This is a genomic window from Streptomyces rhizoryzae (assembly GCF_023155275.1).
Lineage (GTDB): Bacteria > Actinomycetota > Actinomycetes > Streptomycetales > Streptomycetaceae > Streptomyces > Streptomyces rhizoryzae.
On the sequence record NZ_JALMUV010000015.1, the window covers coordinates 1 to 14,616 of the forward strand.

Genomic DNA, 14,616 nt, shown 5'->3' on the forward strand with positions numbered 1-14,616 from the left:
ACCCGAACGCGAACGCCACGATCGTCAGCCCCAGCAACGCCAGCAGCGAACGGTTGAAGAACTGGCTCAGCGCCAGCGCCCGCTGGTTCTCCACACAGCCGGTGAGCGCCGCGTTGAGGTCGCCGACCGTGCCGGACGTGGGCAGGGCGGGGCAGTCGACGTTGCTCACCCGCACGTTGCTGCCGACGATCCGGAACTCCGGAGTGCCCTCCTTGAGGGTGTGCGCCGCCAGGACGTAGAGGATCACCAGCAGGATGACGCCCGCCATCAGGAACATGCCGCCGTACAGCAGCGTGAGCCGGATCCGGATGGTCGGCCGCAGCCACAGCGGGCCGGGGTGGTGCGGCGGCTCGTCCTCGGGGGCGGGTGGGGGCTTGAGGGGCACTGCTGGTCCTTTGATTCTCCCTCAGGTGCCCTGAGGCGCACGAAAGCTGGCAAGTCGCGCCCATAGTGCTCAAAGGAGCCGTAAATCGGCAGTAAGTAAGGAGCCGGACCGCCGCCCGAGGTGCGCGTCAGTCGTGCTCGGCCATGAACTCCAGCATCCGACGGTTGATCAGGTCCGCGTGGTCGAACTGCGGTCCGTGGCCGGTCGCGGCGATGATCTCGGCCCGGGCGCCGGGCACCAGCCGGGGCACCCGTTCCACCTGCCGCCTGGGGTGCAGCAGCAGGCTCCGCCTGCCGAGGACGAGGTAGAGCGGGGTGCGGAGGGTGGCCAGGTCGTCGCCGGAGAGCGGCAGGGGGGCCGGGCGGCGGATGCGGTAGGCGCGGACGCCGCGCTGGATCATCGTGCGCAGTTCCGGTACGACCAGGACCGGTTGCTCCAGCCAGGCGGCCAGGCGCGGCCGCAGCGCCTCGGGTGCGAAGGTCGCGAACAGGCTGACGAAGATCCAGGCGAAGAAGCGCAGGCCGACCTTCTCCAGGCCGCCCGGATCGAGCAGGGTCACCGAGGCGAGCCGGCCGGGCCTGCGGTGTGCCTGGTTCAGCGCCAGCCAGCCGCCGTACGAGGACCCGACGAGGTGCACCCGGTCCAGGCCCAGTCCGGCCAGTGCCTCGTCCAGCCACTGCGCGGCGCGTTCGGGCTGGTGGATGGGTTCGCGCTGCACGCTGCGGCCGGGGTCGCCCGGGGTGTCGAGCGCGTAGACCGGGCGGTCCGCGCTCAGCGCAACGGTGTTGGGGTACCACATGGCGGAGCAGGAGCCCGCGCCGTGCACCAGGACGACGGGGGTGCGGGTGCGGGCGGCCGGGTCCGCCGGGCCGTAGCGGTAGACGTGGGTGGTGCCGAAGGACGTCGCCACGTCCTCCTCCGCCAGGGCGGGCGCGCCCAGTGCGTAGAGCGCGTCGCAGGCGGCGAAGTACCGGTCGCGCCGGGCGTCGCTCACGTAGCGGCCGACGTCGGCCGGGATGCGGGCAGTGGTCATGGGAACGGCCACCTCCGGGGTGTCTGGTTTTTGTGGTACGACCGTACCACGATGTTGGTACAGCTGTATCATCAACGGGGGGCGGCGCCGGGCACCGGCGGCCGCCCCGGACGTGCCGACGAGAAGCGGAGGACCGGGCCGATGCCCAAGCGCGTGGACCATGGCGAACGGCGGGCCGCCATCGCCGAGGCGCTCATCAAGGTCGCCGCCCGGCGCGGCCTGCACGCCGTGGGGATGCGCGAGGTGGCCGCCGAAGCCGGCGTCTCGCTGCGGCTCGTGCAGTACTACTTCGAGACCAAGGAGAAGCTGCTGCTGGCCGGCCTGCACCGGCTGGCCGAGCGGTTCGGGGAGCGGTTCTCCGCGCACGTCCCGGCCGCCGAGGAGGACCGGGCACCGCGCGCCGTCATCGAGGCGCTGCTGCGGGCGGCCCTGCCGACCGACGAGGACAGCCGCACCTTCCACCACCTCTACACCTCCTACGCGGTGCTGGCGGTGACCGATCCGGAGCTCGCCCGGCAGCCGTTCATCAAGAGCCCCGACGCGGCGGAGGACACCCTCGGCGCCCTCCTCCGGCAGGCCCGGGACGCGGACCAGCTGCGGCCCGGCACCGACCCGCGGAGCGAGGCCGTCGGGCTGCTGGCGATGTCCGCGGGGCTCGGTACCAGCGTCCTCGTCGGCCAGCGCACCGCGGAAGCGGCCGCCGAGGTCCTCCGCTACCGCCTGGACCGCATCTTCCGGCCCGGTGCGCCGGGCACGTCCGCCTGACCGGCGCACCCCGGCGTCCGGCCCCGGCTGACGAGGCATCAGGTCGTAACGCCCCCGAGGCGGCGGGGTCGCCGCGGCGTCACCGGTGGTTCACCGACGACTGGTGGGCTGGGCCCCGTTGGGACCGCCGGGCGGTCCCGGCGACCTGCTCAGACACCGGCCCGGGCAGCCACCCGGGCGCCCGTGCCTTCCGGATGCATCAAGGAGACGCTTCCATGCACAGACCCGCTCGCCGTCACCTCGTGGGCGCCACCGCCCTGGTCGCCGCCACCGCGGCCGCCGTCGCCGTGACCACCGCGGCCGGCGCCTCCGACACCAGGCAGCAGGCCCAGCGCGCCCTCCAGGGCGGCAAGGCGAAGAACGTCATCCTGCTGATCGGTGACGGCATGGGGGACTCCGAGATCACCCTCGCCCGCGACTACGTGGCCGGCGCCGACGGCCGCCTGAACATGGACCGCTTCCCGCTCACCGGCGCCTACACCACCTACGCCGTGCACGCCGACGGCACCCCGGACTACGTCACCGACTCCGCGGCCAGCGGCTCCGGCTGGGCGACCGGCCGCAAGACCGTCAACGGCCGGATATCCAAGACCCCGGACACCGACCGGGCCGTGCCCACCATCCTGGAACTGGCCCAGAAGAACGGCTTCGCGACCGGCAGCGTCACCACCGCCGAACTCACCGACGCCACCCCGGCGGTGCTCGCCGCGCACGCCACCGACCGCTCCTGCCAGGGCCCCGGCGACATGGCCAAGTGCCCCGGCGACACCGTCGCCAACGGCGGCCCCGGCTCGATCGCCGAACAGTCCGTCAACCACCGCGTCGACGTGCTGTTCGGCGGCGGCAAGCAGCGCTTCGACCAGAAGGTCACCGAGGGCCGCTACAAGGGCCTGACGGTCACCGAGCAGGCCGGGAAGCTGGGGTACCAGGTGGTGACCGACGCCGCCGGACTCCGGACCGTCAAGGCGGGCAAGCCGGTGCTGGGGCTCTTCGCCCCGGGCAACGTACCGACCGAGTGGACCGGCAAGCCCGCCGCGGTGGGCGGGACCGCCCCGCAGCGCTGCGTGACCGGCAACCCCAAGCGCCCCGCGGGCACCCCGAGCCTGGCCGACTCGGCGGCCAGGGCGATCGAACTGCTGGAGGCCAAGCAGCACCGCGCCGGCAAGGGCTTCTTCCTCCAGATCGAGGGCGCCTCGATCGACAAGCAGGACCACGCGGCCGACCCGTGCGGCCAGATCGGCGAGACCGCCGCGTTCGACCGCGCGGTCAAGGTGGCCCGCGACTACGCCGCCAAGCACCCCGACACCCTGGTCGTCACCACCGCCGACCACGGCCACAGCAGCCAGATCGTGCCGCTGGAGGCCGCCCCGCCCGGACTGACCTCGACCCTGGTCACCGACGAGGGCCAGCAGCTGAAGGTCAACTACTCCACCAACACCCCGGGCCAGTCGCAGGAGCACACCGGCACCCAGGTGCGGATCGCCGCCCAGGGACCGCAGGCGTACCGCGTGCTGGGCGTCACCAACCAGACCGACCTGTTCACCACCCTCCGCGAGGCGCTGGGCCTGCGGTGACGGCGGCGCGGCGGTAGGCGGGCGGGGCGGCCGGGCCGGGGGGACCGGCCGCCCCGGCCCGCTACTGCTCGGCCGGCCCGGGCAGGACCCGCTCCAGCGCGTCCCAGCTCAGGTCCCGTTCCCGCGCCGCGGCCTCCGCGCGCCCGCCGCCGCGCACCCCGAACAGCCGCTTGGCGACCAGCAGGTACACCACCACCGCGAGGTTGATGATCAGCGTCAGCACCTTGGTGACGGTCACCCGGGAGGTCAGCTCGTAGACCTCCGGGACCAGCAGCACGGTGGTGGCGACGAAGGTGAGGTACTCCGCCCACCGCTTGGTGAACCACAGCCCCACCGCCTCCACGCCCTCCAGCAGCGCATACGCGGCGATCACCAGCCCGACCAGCCACAGCGTCGAGGAGCGCACCGCGAACGCCTTGGCCACCTCGCCCAGCAGGCCCCGCCCGGACACCCCGCCGGTCCCGCCGACGCCGTTCTGGAGCAGGTCCAGGAAGCGGTAGAACGGTGCCTGGAGACTGGCCCGCTTGTCCGCGAAGACCAGGATCCCGGCGGCCAGCGCGCCGAGCACCAGGAAGTGCAGCAGCCGGTCCAGCGCGATCAGCCGCAGCACGTAGCGGTCCCGCAGCGGCTTGCCGCGCAGCGGAAGGGTGATCTCCGCGCGGCCGGGCGGATGCGGGCGGTCCGGCTGCCGCGGCGGGGACACCGGGAGCCAGGCATCGCACCGCAGGCAGCGGTGCCAGCGCAGCCCCGCCGGATCCTCGCGGACCAGCAGCCGGTCGCCGGACCGCACCCGCTCGGCGGTCACGCCTTCCAGATGGTGGCCGTGCAGCGCGCAGCCGAGCAGTTCGTAGCGCAACCGCCGCCGGTCGCCGCCCGTTCCGGGCACCGGCGCCGTCCGGTCGCGGTCCTCCTGCGCCATCCGTTCCTCCCGTCACCAGCGAGGGTCTGCCGCGCGCCGTCCCGCGGTGGGTCCGCCGCGTCCGGTGCCAGTCTGGGCCACCGCGTGCGGTGAACCGCGCAACGGACGCCCGGGCGCGGCGCGGACACCGTTCCCGGCCGGACGGCATCGAGACCACTGCCGGCCCGGGCGGCTCCCCCTGCGCCTTTGGCGCGTCCCCGGACGGGCCGGTCACGGGCGCGGCGCGGGGGAGGGGCCCGCGGCCGGTCAGCGGACCGTGACGGTGACGGTCCGGGAGACCGAACGGACCCGCGGGTGCGCGTCGTTGGCGAAACGGCCTTCGAAGAGCACGGCGCGCAGCGGCAGAGCCCCGCGCTGCCTGGCGCGGACGGCGGCGTTGACGGTGCCGCCGGTGTGCCGCGCGGGTTTGGAGCACGCCACGTTGTGCCAGGTGGCTCCCCGGCGCTGCTGGACGCAGACCTTGTTGAACGAGGCGTTGTCGTCCGTGGCCTTGCCGGTGGCGCGGACGACGCCGCCCGGGCGGACCGTGTGCGGACCGGCGGCGAAGGCGAGCGAGGACTTGGCCGACGCCGGTGCCGCGGCCAGGGCGAGCGAACCGGCGGCGATGGCGCCGACGAGCGCGGCGCGCAGGGCGCGGTGCTGAGGGCAGGTCATCTTTCCTCCTCGGTGAGGTGTCTGGCGGTACCCATGACAGGGACGGGACGGCGGGCCGCGCGGTTCACGGCGGGCCGCCGCGGGACGCCGGGGTGCGCCCCGGGCTCCCCCTTCGCCCCTGCCCGTTGACGCTCCTTCCCCCCGACACGCTCATGGTGCCCGTCTCTCCCGACCGCGTCGTACCGCGCCGGGGCCCCGGGCGAGGGCCGCCCGCCCCCGGCGCCCGCCGCAACCCCGTACGGCGAGCTCCCGCGGCACGGCCCGGCCCGGCCGGTCATCCCGCCGGTGCGGCGGGTTCGTCCGGCGCCGCCAGGTCCGCCAGCCCGGCCGGCAGCGGCCCCGTGTGGAGGACGCCCAGCCGCTGGGTGGCCCGGGTCAGCGCCACGTACAGGTCGCTGGTCCCGAACTCCGCGGGCTCGGCCACCAGGACGGAGTCGAACTCCAGACCCTTGGCCTGCCGCGGATCCAGGAGCACCACCGGACTGGTCAGGTCCGGCGCGGGACCGGCCGACGCGCCCGGCAGCGCGGCGGCCAGGGCCGCGCAGCGCTCGCGCGGCGCGATGACCGCCAGGCGGCCCTGCCCGTCCCGTCCGGTCTCCCGGGCCACCGCCTCGGCGACCGCGCCCGCCAGGTCGCCGGTGCGCCGCGCCCACGGGCGGACCCCGGTGGACCGGATGGAACGGGGCGGGACGAACGCCGGGTCGGCGGCCCGCGGCACCTGTGCCGCGCGCTCCATGATCTCGGTCGGCGTGCGGTAGTTGACGCCCAGCCGGACGTGCTCCCAGCGGTCGTCCACGTACGGTGCGAGGATGGCGTCCCAGGCACCGCAGCCGCCCGGCTCCGAGGTCTGCGCCGGATCGCCGACCAGGGTCATCGACCGGGTCGGGCAGCGGCGCATCAGCAGCCGCCACATCATCGGCGAGAGCTCCTGGGCCTCGTCGACGATGATGTGGCCGAAGGCCCAGGTGCGGTCGGCCGCGGCGCGCTCGGCGGCGCTGCGGTGGTCGGCCTCCTCCTGCCGCTCGGCGAGCCGGTCCGCGTCGATCAGGTCGTGCGCGGCCAGCACCTCCGACTCCTCGTCGTCCCGGTCCTCGAACTCCTGGGTGCGCGAGCCGTACGACAGGTCCAGCACGCCCTGGGCGTAGTCGATGAGCTGCTGGCGGGCCGCCTCGGCGGCGGCCCGCGCGGCCGAGTCGTCCTCGCCGAGGAGTTCGGCGGCCTCGTCCAGCAGCGCGACATCGGCCGGCGTCCACGGGCCGCCGGTGCGGCGGATGGTGTCCGCGTCGGCCTCCGGCAGGTGCACCGGGTCGGCGAGGAAGTCGGCGACGAGCTGCTGCGGGGTACGGGCCGGCCACAGCTCCTCGATGGCCGCGTGCACCGCGCGGCTGGTGGCGACGGCCTTGCCCAACTGGGCGATGTCGTCCGGCCCGAGCAGGTTGGGGCCGCCGTACGGGTCGGCGCCGATCCGCTCGGTGAGCTGCGCGGTGAGCGCGTCGGTCACGTGGAACGCGAAGTGCGGGCGGGCGAGGTTGTGCGGCAACCGGGTCTCCCGGGCCCGCCGGCGGGCCTCGGCCGCGATCTCCACGTCGAGGTGCAGCTCCCCATCCTCGTGGTCGATGACGCGGACCGGGTCGGGGAGCCGCTGCTGGTCGGCGACGAACGCCGCGAGGGCGTCCGCCATCGCCGCGCCGCCCTTGACCTCGGCGGCCCGCGGCGTGTCGGTGCCCGTCGCGGTCACCCCGGGGAACAGCTCGCCCGGCGTCGCCAGCAGCACCCCGGTCTCGCCGAGCGAGGGCAGCACCTGTCCGATGTAGCCGAGGAACGCCGGGTTGGGGCCGACGATCAGCACCGCGCGGCGGGCGAGCTGCTCGCGGTGCGCGTACAGCAGGTACGCGGCGCGGTGCAGCGCCACCACGGTCTTGCCGGTGCCGGGGCCGCCCTCCACCACCAGGACGCCGTGGTGCGGGGCGCGGATGATGCGGTCCTGGTCGGCCTGGATGGTCTGCACGATGTCGTGCATCCGGCCGGTGCGGGCCGCGTCCAGCGACGCCAGCAGGATCGCATCGGCGTCCGCGCCCTCGTGGCCGGTGCGTTCGCGGTCGGCCAGGTCCAGGATCTCGTCGTGCAGGGCGGTGACCCGCCGGCCCTCGGTCGTCAGGTGGCGCCGGCGGCGCAGGCCCATCGGGGTGTGCCCGGTGGCCAGGTAGAAGGGGCGGGCGACGTCCGCCCGCCAGTCGATGACCAGCGGAGTGCGGTCGGCGTCGTCCCGCCGGATGCCGATCCGGCCGATGTGGTGGTCGCGGCCGTCCCGGAACGCCAGCCGGCCGAAGCACAGACCGTGCTCCCCGGCCTCGAATCCGGCCAGCAGCTCGGCCTGTTCGGCGACCCGTACATCCCGCTCCAGCCGGGCCTGGAAGGTGCCCGCGGTCTGCGGGAGGGCCTGCTCCATGGCCGCCCGCGCCCCGGACCGCAGGGTATCGAGGCGCTCATGGAGCAGGTCCGTGAATTCCTGCTCCTTACGCAATTCCTCGTTTGACAATTCAGCTCCGCTCGAATATCCTGTGTGCTGGAAGGTTTTGGTGGACCGACATTCTTCATGACAGGCGAATGTTGCGACACGCAAACGCTCAATATACGCGGAGAAAGACCCCGGCTGTCAATCCCGCCGATCTCCTGCCGCACTCTTCCGAATCCCCGGTCGCCCGACGCGAGCGGGTTTTTTCGTATTCTCCGGCAGGACGGCGCGGGTGTCCGGGCGCGGTGGCAGTCACCGCGCCCGGAGACCCGGCGGCCCTCAGCGCCGCCCGGCCGCCGCGGCCGCGCCGCTGACCGGGCGGTCGCCGTCCGGACGGGACCACCACAGCGCCTCCCCGCGGGTCAGCCCGGGCAGCCGCTGCTCCGCCGCCCGCACCCGACTCGCCGGAATCACGCCCCTGACCTGCCACGATGTCAAGCCGCCCGCGGTTTCCCGGATCTCCGCGGCCAGCCCCGCCAGGCATGCGGTGACGGCCGGCAGGGCATCGGCGGGGATCTCCACGTCGAAGGCGTGGCACGGCTCGTAGACCTCGGTGCCGGCGCGGGCCAGCGCGCGGTCGAGGACGGCGCGGGTCAACCCGCGGAAATCGCCGGCGGTGCTGACCGGGCTCGCAAAACCCGACCGGATCAGCGTCACCGCGCAGTCGGTGACCGCCCAACCGTGCGGACCGGTGCGGAGCGCGGCGTGCACGGTTTCCTCGATGGCGGCATGGAAAGCGCGGGGGAGCGCGCCCAGTTCGGTTTCGTACCGGAAGAGGACGCCGCTATTCCGCGGCGCGGGCTCGACCCGCAGTCCGACGGTGGCCCAGAATCCGCCCGGCCCGACCGCCTGCCGCCCGATCTCCTCGGACGCCTCGCCGACACCGGCCGGCCGTTCCAGGCAGACCGTGCTGCTGGGCTCGAAGACCGCGTCGATCCCGAAGTCGTGCGCCAGCGTCGCCGCGATGATCTCCTTCTGGATCTCGCCGTGGAGCAGCACCGAGGTGGCGCCGTCCGGTCCCGGGGCGGCGTGCAGGAGCGGGTCCTGCTCGGACAGCCGCCGCAGCGCCGCGTACAGGCGCGCCGGTGCGCCGGGGGCCGCCTCCCGGGGCCGGACCAGCGTCCGGAACGCCGGGGGCGGGAAGTGCGCGGCGCGCGGCCCGCCGTCCCGGCCGCCGGGCCCGGTCAGCCGGTCCCCGACCCGCACCTCCGCCAGCCCGCCGAGCCGCCCGATCTCGCCCGCCGCCAGCCGGCCGGGGCCCTGCTCGGCCCGTCCGACGACCTGGAGCGAGGTGATCCGGCCGGTCAGGGCGAGCGGCGCGCCGTCCGGGCCGTTGCGGTGCAGGGTCACCCGCTGCCGCGGGGTGAGCGTGCCGGAGAACAGCCGGACCAGGGCGGTCCGCTTCCCGGCCGGGGTGTGCTCGACGGCGAAGACGGTGCCCCGCGGGTCCGCCGGGTCCGGCCCGGTGCGGGCGTCCGGCGCCGGCCGCAGCAGTGTCGTGATCCCCTCGACCAGGGGCGCGATGCCCTGACCCGTACGGGCGGAACCGAAGTACACCGGGTGCACCAGGCCGGCGCGGGTCTGCTCGGCGAGCGCGGTGCGCAGCTCGCCGGCCGACGGGGCGGGGCCGTCGACGACCCGTGCGAGCAGCGCGTCGTCGCTGTCGGCGAGCGTCTCGGCGACGCGGGCCCGGAACTCCGGGTCCCCGTCGAGCGATTCCCCTTCGGAGCGGGCCGAGGGGGCGCCGAGGGCCTGGACGGCCGTCATCGGGACCAGGCGTGGGGCCAGTCTGCGCCGGATGTCGGCGAGCAGCTCGTCCCGCCGCGCACCGGGCCGGTCGATCTTGTTGGCGAAGAGCAGCACCGGCAGCCCCATCGCGCGCAGCGTCCGCATCAGCACGCGGGTGTGCGCCTGGACGCCCTCGACGGCGGAGAGCACCAGTACGGCACCGTCCAGCACACCGAGGACGCGCTCGACCTCGGCGACGAAGTCGGTGTGCCCGGGGGTGTCGATGAGGTTGACCTGGGTGGCGCCGGCGGTGAACGAGGCGACCGCGGAGCGCACGGTGATACCGCGCTGCCGCTCGATGAGTCCGGTGTCCGTCTGGGTGTCGCCCGCGTCCACGCTGCCGAGCCGGCCGATCGCGCCGGTGTCGTACAGCAGACGCTCGGTCAGGCTGGTCTTACCCGCGTCGACGTGCGCGAGGATGCCGATGTTCAGGGTGTGCGGGGGCTGCTGGGTGTGCTGGGGCTGCATGGGTGCCGAAGTCCTCGAAAGTCAGCGTCCGGTAGGGGTGCTGGGGTGTTCCGAGGAATCGGCGCATGGGCGTGCTCCCGCTCTGAAATCGGCAACGATCGCCGACCATGATCCGGCCGGCGATCGTTTCCGTGCAACTGGTTTTTCCGCCCGCGCGCCGGGCGGTGGTGTCCGCGCTAGCGGTTCCGCCCCAGGGTGAGGCGGTAGAGGATCAGCAGGATGACGGAGCCGACGATGGCGGCGATCCACGTCGACAGGTGGAAGAAGCCGTTGATCGAGTGCACTCCGAAGATCACCTTGCCGAGCCAGCCGCCCAGCAGGCCGCCGCCGATGCCGATCAGCATGGTGACCAGGCAGCCACCCGGGTCCTTACCCGGCATCAGGGCTTTCGCGATGGCGCCGGCGATGAGGCCGATCACGGCCCAAGCGATGATTCCCATGTCCGCACCCTCCTGAAATCCTGTTGTTCTGCGTAAGGACTGGTTCCCCCCATGTGATCATTTACGCCGGTCTGCTGCAAATGCGTGACTGGCGCGCGGCCGCCGACGGGCGCGGCCCCAGGCGCCGGCCCCGGCGGGTGCCTTTATGCCTGGGCCGGTCAGCCGTCCGGTGCCTGGTACGAGCGGATCAGACGGGCCAGCTGACGGCCCACCGTGCGCAGGGGTTCGGCGCTGCGGGTGACCTGGGCGGTGACCTCGGCGCCTTCCAGGGCGGCGAGGACGGTGGCGGCCAGGTCCCGGGCGTCCCCGGCGGCGAAGCCGCAGCGCAGCAGTTTGCCGGCGACCTGCTGTTCCCAGGCGCGCAGCGCGGCGGCGCACGCCTGCTGGATCGGCGAGTCGGTGCCGAGCGTCTCCAGCGCCGCCGCGGTGACCGGGCAGCCGTCGGTCCAGCCCGACTCCCGCAGTTCCCGGGCGAGTTGACCGGCGCAGGCGTCCACCGCCGCGGCCGGGTCCGGGTCGCTGTCCAGCGCCTGCTGGAGGAGGGCGGCGAACTCCTGGCTGCTGTGCTCGATCGCGGCGACCGCGACGGCCTCCTTCCCGCCGGGGAAGAAGTGGTAGACGGAGCCGAGGGTGGCCTGCGCCTCCTGGGCGATCTGCTTGATGCCTGTGCCGACATAGCCCTGCCGCTGGAGGAGGCGCGCGGCGGTGACGACGATCCGGTCCCGGGTGCTGGTCTGCATGGGGACACGGTACCGAGTGCTGAGTAGAGCGTTCGTTCTAGCGATGTGGTAGCTTCTCCGCACGCTCTGGATAGAGCGTTCGTTCTAGCTAATTTTCCAGTGCCGTCGCGGTGCCCGTCATGGGCCGCCGTGCGGTCGATCGGGAGGGGTTGCAATGGGTGTGCAGGCAGGTCAGGGCGTTTCCGTGGAGCGCGTGGCGGAGGCGGCCGCGCGGCGGTCGGTCACCGTGATCGGGCTCGGTCCGATGGGCCAGGCGATGGCCGGCGCGTTCCTGGACCAGGGGTACGAGGTCACCCTGTGGAACCGCACGGCGTCCCGGGCGGACGCCCTGGTGGCCCGCGGCGCCGTCCGCGCGCCGGGCGTCGCCGAGGCGCTGGCCGCCGGCGAACTGGTGGTGCTCAGTCTCACCGACTACGACGCGATGTACGCCGTACTGGAGCCGGCGGCCGCCGCGCTGGCCGGCCGGGTGCTGGTCAATCTCACCTCGGACACCCCCGAGAAGGCGCGGGCCGCCGCGCGCTGGGCGGACGGCCACGGCGCGGTCCAGCTCACCGGCGGCGTCACCGTCCCGCCCTCGGGTATCGGCCGGCCCGAGTCGGTCACGTTCTACAGCGGGCCGCGCGAGGTGTTCGACGCCTGCCGGCCGGTGCTGGAGGTGATCACCGGCGCCCCCGACCACCGCGGCGAGGACCCGGGACTGGCGGCCCTCTTCTACCAGTTGGGCATGGTGATGTTCTGGACCTCGATGCTCGGTTACTGGCAGGCGGTGGCCCTCGCCGACGCCAACGGGCTGACGGCGGCCGACATCCTGCCGCACGCCACCGAGACCGCGAACTCCCTGCCGGGCTTCTTCGCCTTCTACGCCGAGCGCCTCGACGCCGGTCGGCACCAGGGCGATGTGGACCGCCTGGCGATGGGACTGGCGAGCGTCGAACACGTCCTGCACACCCACGCCGACGCGGGCGTCGACACGTCCCTGCCGGCCGCGGTCGTCGACCTCTTCCGGCGCGGTGTGCGGGCCGGGCACGGCGCGGACAGCTTCTCGGCCCTGGTCGAGCTGCTGAAGGCCCCTGAGGGCGAGGGCTGACGGGCCTCCCGGGGGAGGGCTCCGGCCCCGCGCCTCCACCCGGCGGTGGAGGCGCGGGGTGGAGCGCGGCGGGCGGGTTTCCGGTCCCGGGGCCGATGCCGCTCCACCCGCCCGGCTCCTAGCGTCGTACCAGGTCGTCGTCGTACCGGACCGCCCGGTACCGCACATCTGGAGGCCGCCGTGGAGACCGTGCAGACCACACCCGTCCGGACACCCGCCGACCGGCCCCGCGGGGCGCGGCGGTGGCACGCGCTCGGCCTGCCGCTCGCCGTCGACGTGGCGCTGCCGCTGGCCCTGTACTACCTGCTGCGGGCGCAGGGCGCAGCCCCGTGGCTGGCGCTGCTGCTGAGCGGTGCGGTACCGGCGGCGCACGCGCTGGGCGCCGCCGTCCTGCGGCGGCGGGTCGAGGTCTTCGACCTCCTCGTGGTCGTGCTGCTGGCGGTGTCGGCGGGGCTGTCGGCGTTCAGCGGCAGCCCCCGGGTGCTGCTGCTGAAGGACGCCGGGATCCCCGCCGCCCTGGGCCTGTGGATCCTGGGCACGCTCTGCGCGGCCCGCCCGTTCCCGTTCCACTTCGGGCGGCGGCTGCGCGGGCCGGACGGCGCGCGGGCGGCCGAGCGTGCCTGGCGCGAACTCCCGCAATTCCGCGCCGCGTTGCGGAGGATGACCGTGCTGTGGGGCGGTGCGCAGCTGCTCGACGCGGCGCTGAGCGCGGTGTGGGCGCTGACCCTGCCGGTGGACGTGGTGCCGGTACTCGGCCGGTGCCAGTCACTGGCCGTCCTCGGCGCGGTGGTGGTGCTGACGGTGCGCCGCAGCCGGACGTTCCGGGCCCGGTACGGGGTCCCGCTGTTCGGCGTCCCGGCACCGGACGCGGCCGGGAGCTGATGACACGTCAGGGCCGGCGGCGTCACGGGGCGGCGGGTGGGTCGTTGGACCGGACGACACCCTCTTCCTCCCCTAGGAGCGATGCATGAACTCCCCTGTGAGCACGGGCGGTCGGCGCCGCGGGCGGGCCGCGGCGGCCGTGGCGCTGGCGATGGGCGCGGTCCTGATGGCATCGGCGGCCGCCGGCGCCGCCGACCTCGGCATGATCCTCTACACCACCCCGCAGGGCAAGAAGGCCACCCTGAGCCAACCCCTGCCGGGCCACTGCTACACCCTCGCCGGGTCCGGCAGCACCGCCAACCTCTCCCTGGTGGGCAAGTCCGCGCACTTCTACGCCAAGCCGCACTGCGCCGGCGCGCCGGTCGCCGACCTCGGCCCCGGCAAGCGGCGCGACCTGCGCTTCGCGTCCCTGCGCCTGGACGCCGACCAGTAGCGCTCCGCCCGGACCTGCCGCGCATCACGTTCAAGGCCGTGGACGACCGGTGGCTGCCGGGCGCGGTGCGTTGACGCACGACCGGTGGAACCCGCTCGGCACCCTTGCCGCCTGCGGGTGGGAAGCCGGGGCGCCCGCGGACCTGGACGCGTCGGCAACGGCTCGTCGGCAGAAGGCGAGCGATGGGTGACTGGCGGCCACGGCCTCAGCTGCTCGCCGCGGCAGGGCCGACCACCGGTCCCTTACGTGGCGGTCGAGCAGGGACAGCATCCCCTGTCCCTGCTCGCACCTGCCGACCGGCGGCACGGCAGCCCCCGGTACGCCAGCCGCAGACCGCCCTGCGCCCCGGTCCCGGGGCTGTCTGCCGCCCAGGGAACTCAGGTGGCCTCGGCGCACGATCCGGCTAGAGTCGGGCGATGCCCGAGCTGAAGCGGCTGCGCGCCGACCACGCCCCGGCGGTCCTGGCCTTCGAGCTGGCGAACCGCACCTACTTCGCCGCCTCGATCCCCGACCGCGGCGACGACTTCTTCGACCGGTTCACTGACCGGCACAACGCCGCGCTGGCCGAGCAGGAGGCGGACATCTGCGCCTTCTATGTGCTCGTCGCCGGGGACGGCTCGGTACTCGGCAGGTTCAACCTGTACGACCTGGAGGACGGCACGGCCAGACTCGGCTACCGGGTCGCGGAGCGGGTCGCCGGCCGCGGCGTGGCGACCGCGGCCGTCCGGGAGTTGTGCCGGACCGCGCCTGGGCGGCACGGCCTGCGCACCCTGCGGGCGGCCACCTCCCACGACAACGTCGCGTCTCAGAAAGTCTTGACCAAGACCGGGTTCGTCCCGGTTGGCCCTGCCGCCCCGGCCGATCTGGGCGGCACGTCAGGCACCTGGTACCAGCGCGAGCTCCGGCCGTCCTAGCGGCCGGGCCGGAGCCGGC

At 74.3% G+C, this 14,616-nt stretch carries 13 protein-coding genes and 1 pseudogene; 6 read left to right on the forward strand and 8 right to left on the reverse strand.

Features of this window, described 5'->3' with window-relative positions:
* Nucleotides 1-385 (reverse strand): annotated as a pseudogene (locus tag MUU72_RS14340) (two-component sensor histidine kinase); the annotation flags it as partial.
* 127 nt (nucleotides 386-512) lie between these two features.
* Nucleotides 513-1,418, reverse strand: coding sequence for an alpha/beta fold hydrolase (locus MUU72_RS14345; protein WP_248013613.1), 906 nt, complete (start codon nucleotides 1,416-1,418; stop codon nucleotides 513-515).
* Nucleotides 1,419-1,559: 141 nt separating this feature from the next.
* On the opposite strand from MUU72_RS14345, the gene MUU72_RS14350 reads away from it, so the two are divergent.
* Both MUU72_RS14350 and MUU72_RS14355 read left to right on the forward strand, forming a co-directional pair.
* A complete protein-coding gene (locus MUU72_RS14350) occupies nucleotides 1,560-2,183 on the forward strand; it encodes a TetR/AcrR family transcriptional regulator (protein WP_248013614.1) in 624 nt (207 codons plus the stop codon).
* A 215-nt stretch (nucleotides 2,184-2,398) separates the two neighbouring features.
* Nucleotides 2,399-3,757, forward strand: a complete 1,359-nt coding sequence (locus tag MUU72_RS14355; RefSeq protein ID WP_248013615.1) for an alkaline phosphatase — start codon at nucleotides 2,399-2,401, stop codon at nucleotides 3,755-3,757.
* Between the two features lie 61 nt (nucleotides 3,758-3,818).
* Here the strand turns inward: MUU72_RS14355 and MUU72_RS14360 are convergent, their stop codons facing one another.
* From MUU72_RS14360 to MUU72_RS14385, 6 genes are all read right to left on the reverse strand, one after another.
* A complete protein-coding gene (locus MUU72_RS14360; protein WP_248013616.1) occupies nucleotides 3,819-4,676 on the reverse strand; it encodes a DUF2127 domain-containing protein in 858 nt (285 codons plus the stop codon).
* A gap of 246 nt (nucleotides 4,677-4,922) precedes the next feature.
* On the reverse strand, nucleotides 4,923-5,330 hold the full coding sequence (locus MUU72_RS14365; RefSeq protein ID WP_248013617.1) for a hypothetical protein: 408 nt from the start codon (nucleotides 5,328-5,330) through the stop codon (nucleotides 4,923-4,925).
* Between the two features lie 274 nt (nucleotides 5,331-5,604).
* Nucleotides 5,605-7,854, reverse strand: a complete 2,250-nt coding sequence (locus MUU72_RS14370) for a HelD family protein (RefSeq protein WP_248013746.1) — start codon at nucleotides 7,852-7,854, stop codon at nucleotides 5,605-5,607.
* Nucleotides 7,855-8,124: 270 nt separating this feature from the next.
* Entirely contained in the window at nucleotides 8,125-10,101 is a 1,977-nt protein-coding gene (locus MUU72_RS14375) for an elongation factor G (RefSeq protein WP_248013618.1), read from the reverse strand.
* Between the two features lie 176 nt (nucleotides 10,102-10,277).
* Nucleotides 10,278-10,541: a GlsB/YeaQ/YmgE family stress response membrane protein gene (locus tag MUU72_RS14380; protein ID WP_248013619.1), complete on the reverse strand. Its 264-nt coding sequence runs from the start codon at nucleotides 10,539-10,541 to the stop codon at nucleotides 10,278-10,280.
* A gap of 158 nt (nucleotides 10,542-10,699) precedes the next feature.
* Nucleotides 10,700-11,281, reverse strand: coding sequence for a TetR/AcrR family transcriptional regulator (locus tag MUU72_RS14385; protein ID WP_248013620.1), 582 nt, complete (start codon nucleotides 11,279-11,281; stop codon nucleotides 10,700-10,702).
* A 154-nt stretch (nucleotides 11,282-11,435) separates the two neighbouring features.
* Between MUU72_RS14385 and MUU72_RS14390 the strand changes: the two genes are divergently transcribed.
* The 4 genes from MUU72_RS14390 to MUU72_RS14405 all read left to right on the forward strand — a co-directional run bounded on the left by MUU72_RS14390 (nucleotide 11,436) and on the right by MUU72_RS14405 (nucleotide 14,597).
* Nucleotides 11,436-12,368 carry an NAD(P)-dependent oxidoreductase gene (locus MUU72_RS14390; RefSeq protein WP_248013621.1) on the forward strand — a complete coding sequence of 311 codons (933 nt, stop codon included), beginning with the start codon at nucleotides 11,436-11,438 and terminating at the stop codon, nucleotides 12,366-12,368.
* 180 nt (nucleotides 12,369-12,548) lie between these two features.
* Nucleotides 12,549-13,250, forward strand: coding sequence for a VC0807 family protein (locus MUU72_RS14395; RefSeq protein WP_248013622.1), 702 nt, complete (start codon nucleotides 12,549-12,551; stop codon nucleotides 13,248-13,250).
* An 85-nt stretch (nucleotides 13,251-13,335) separates the two neighbouring features.
* On the forward strand, nucleotides 13,336-13,683 hold the full coding sequence (locus MUU72_RS14400) for a hypothetical protein (protein WP_248013623.1): 348 nt from the start codon (nucleotides 13,336-13,338) through the stop codon (nucleotides 13,681-13,683).
* A 416-nt stretch (nucleotides 13,684-14,099) separates the two neighbouring features.
* The gene (locus MUU72_RS14405; RefSeq protein ID WP_248013624.1) at nucleotides 14,100-14,597 is read left to right on the forward strand and encodes a GNAT family N-acetyltransferase; all 498 of its coding nucleotides are present in this window, start codon (nucleotides 14,100-14,102) and stop codon (nucleotides 14,595-14,597) included.
* Nucleotides 14,598-14,616: the final 19 nt, after the last annotated feature.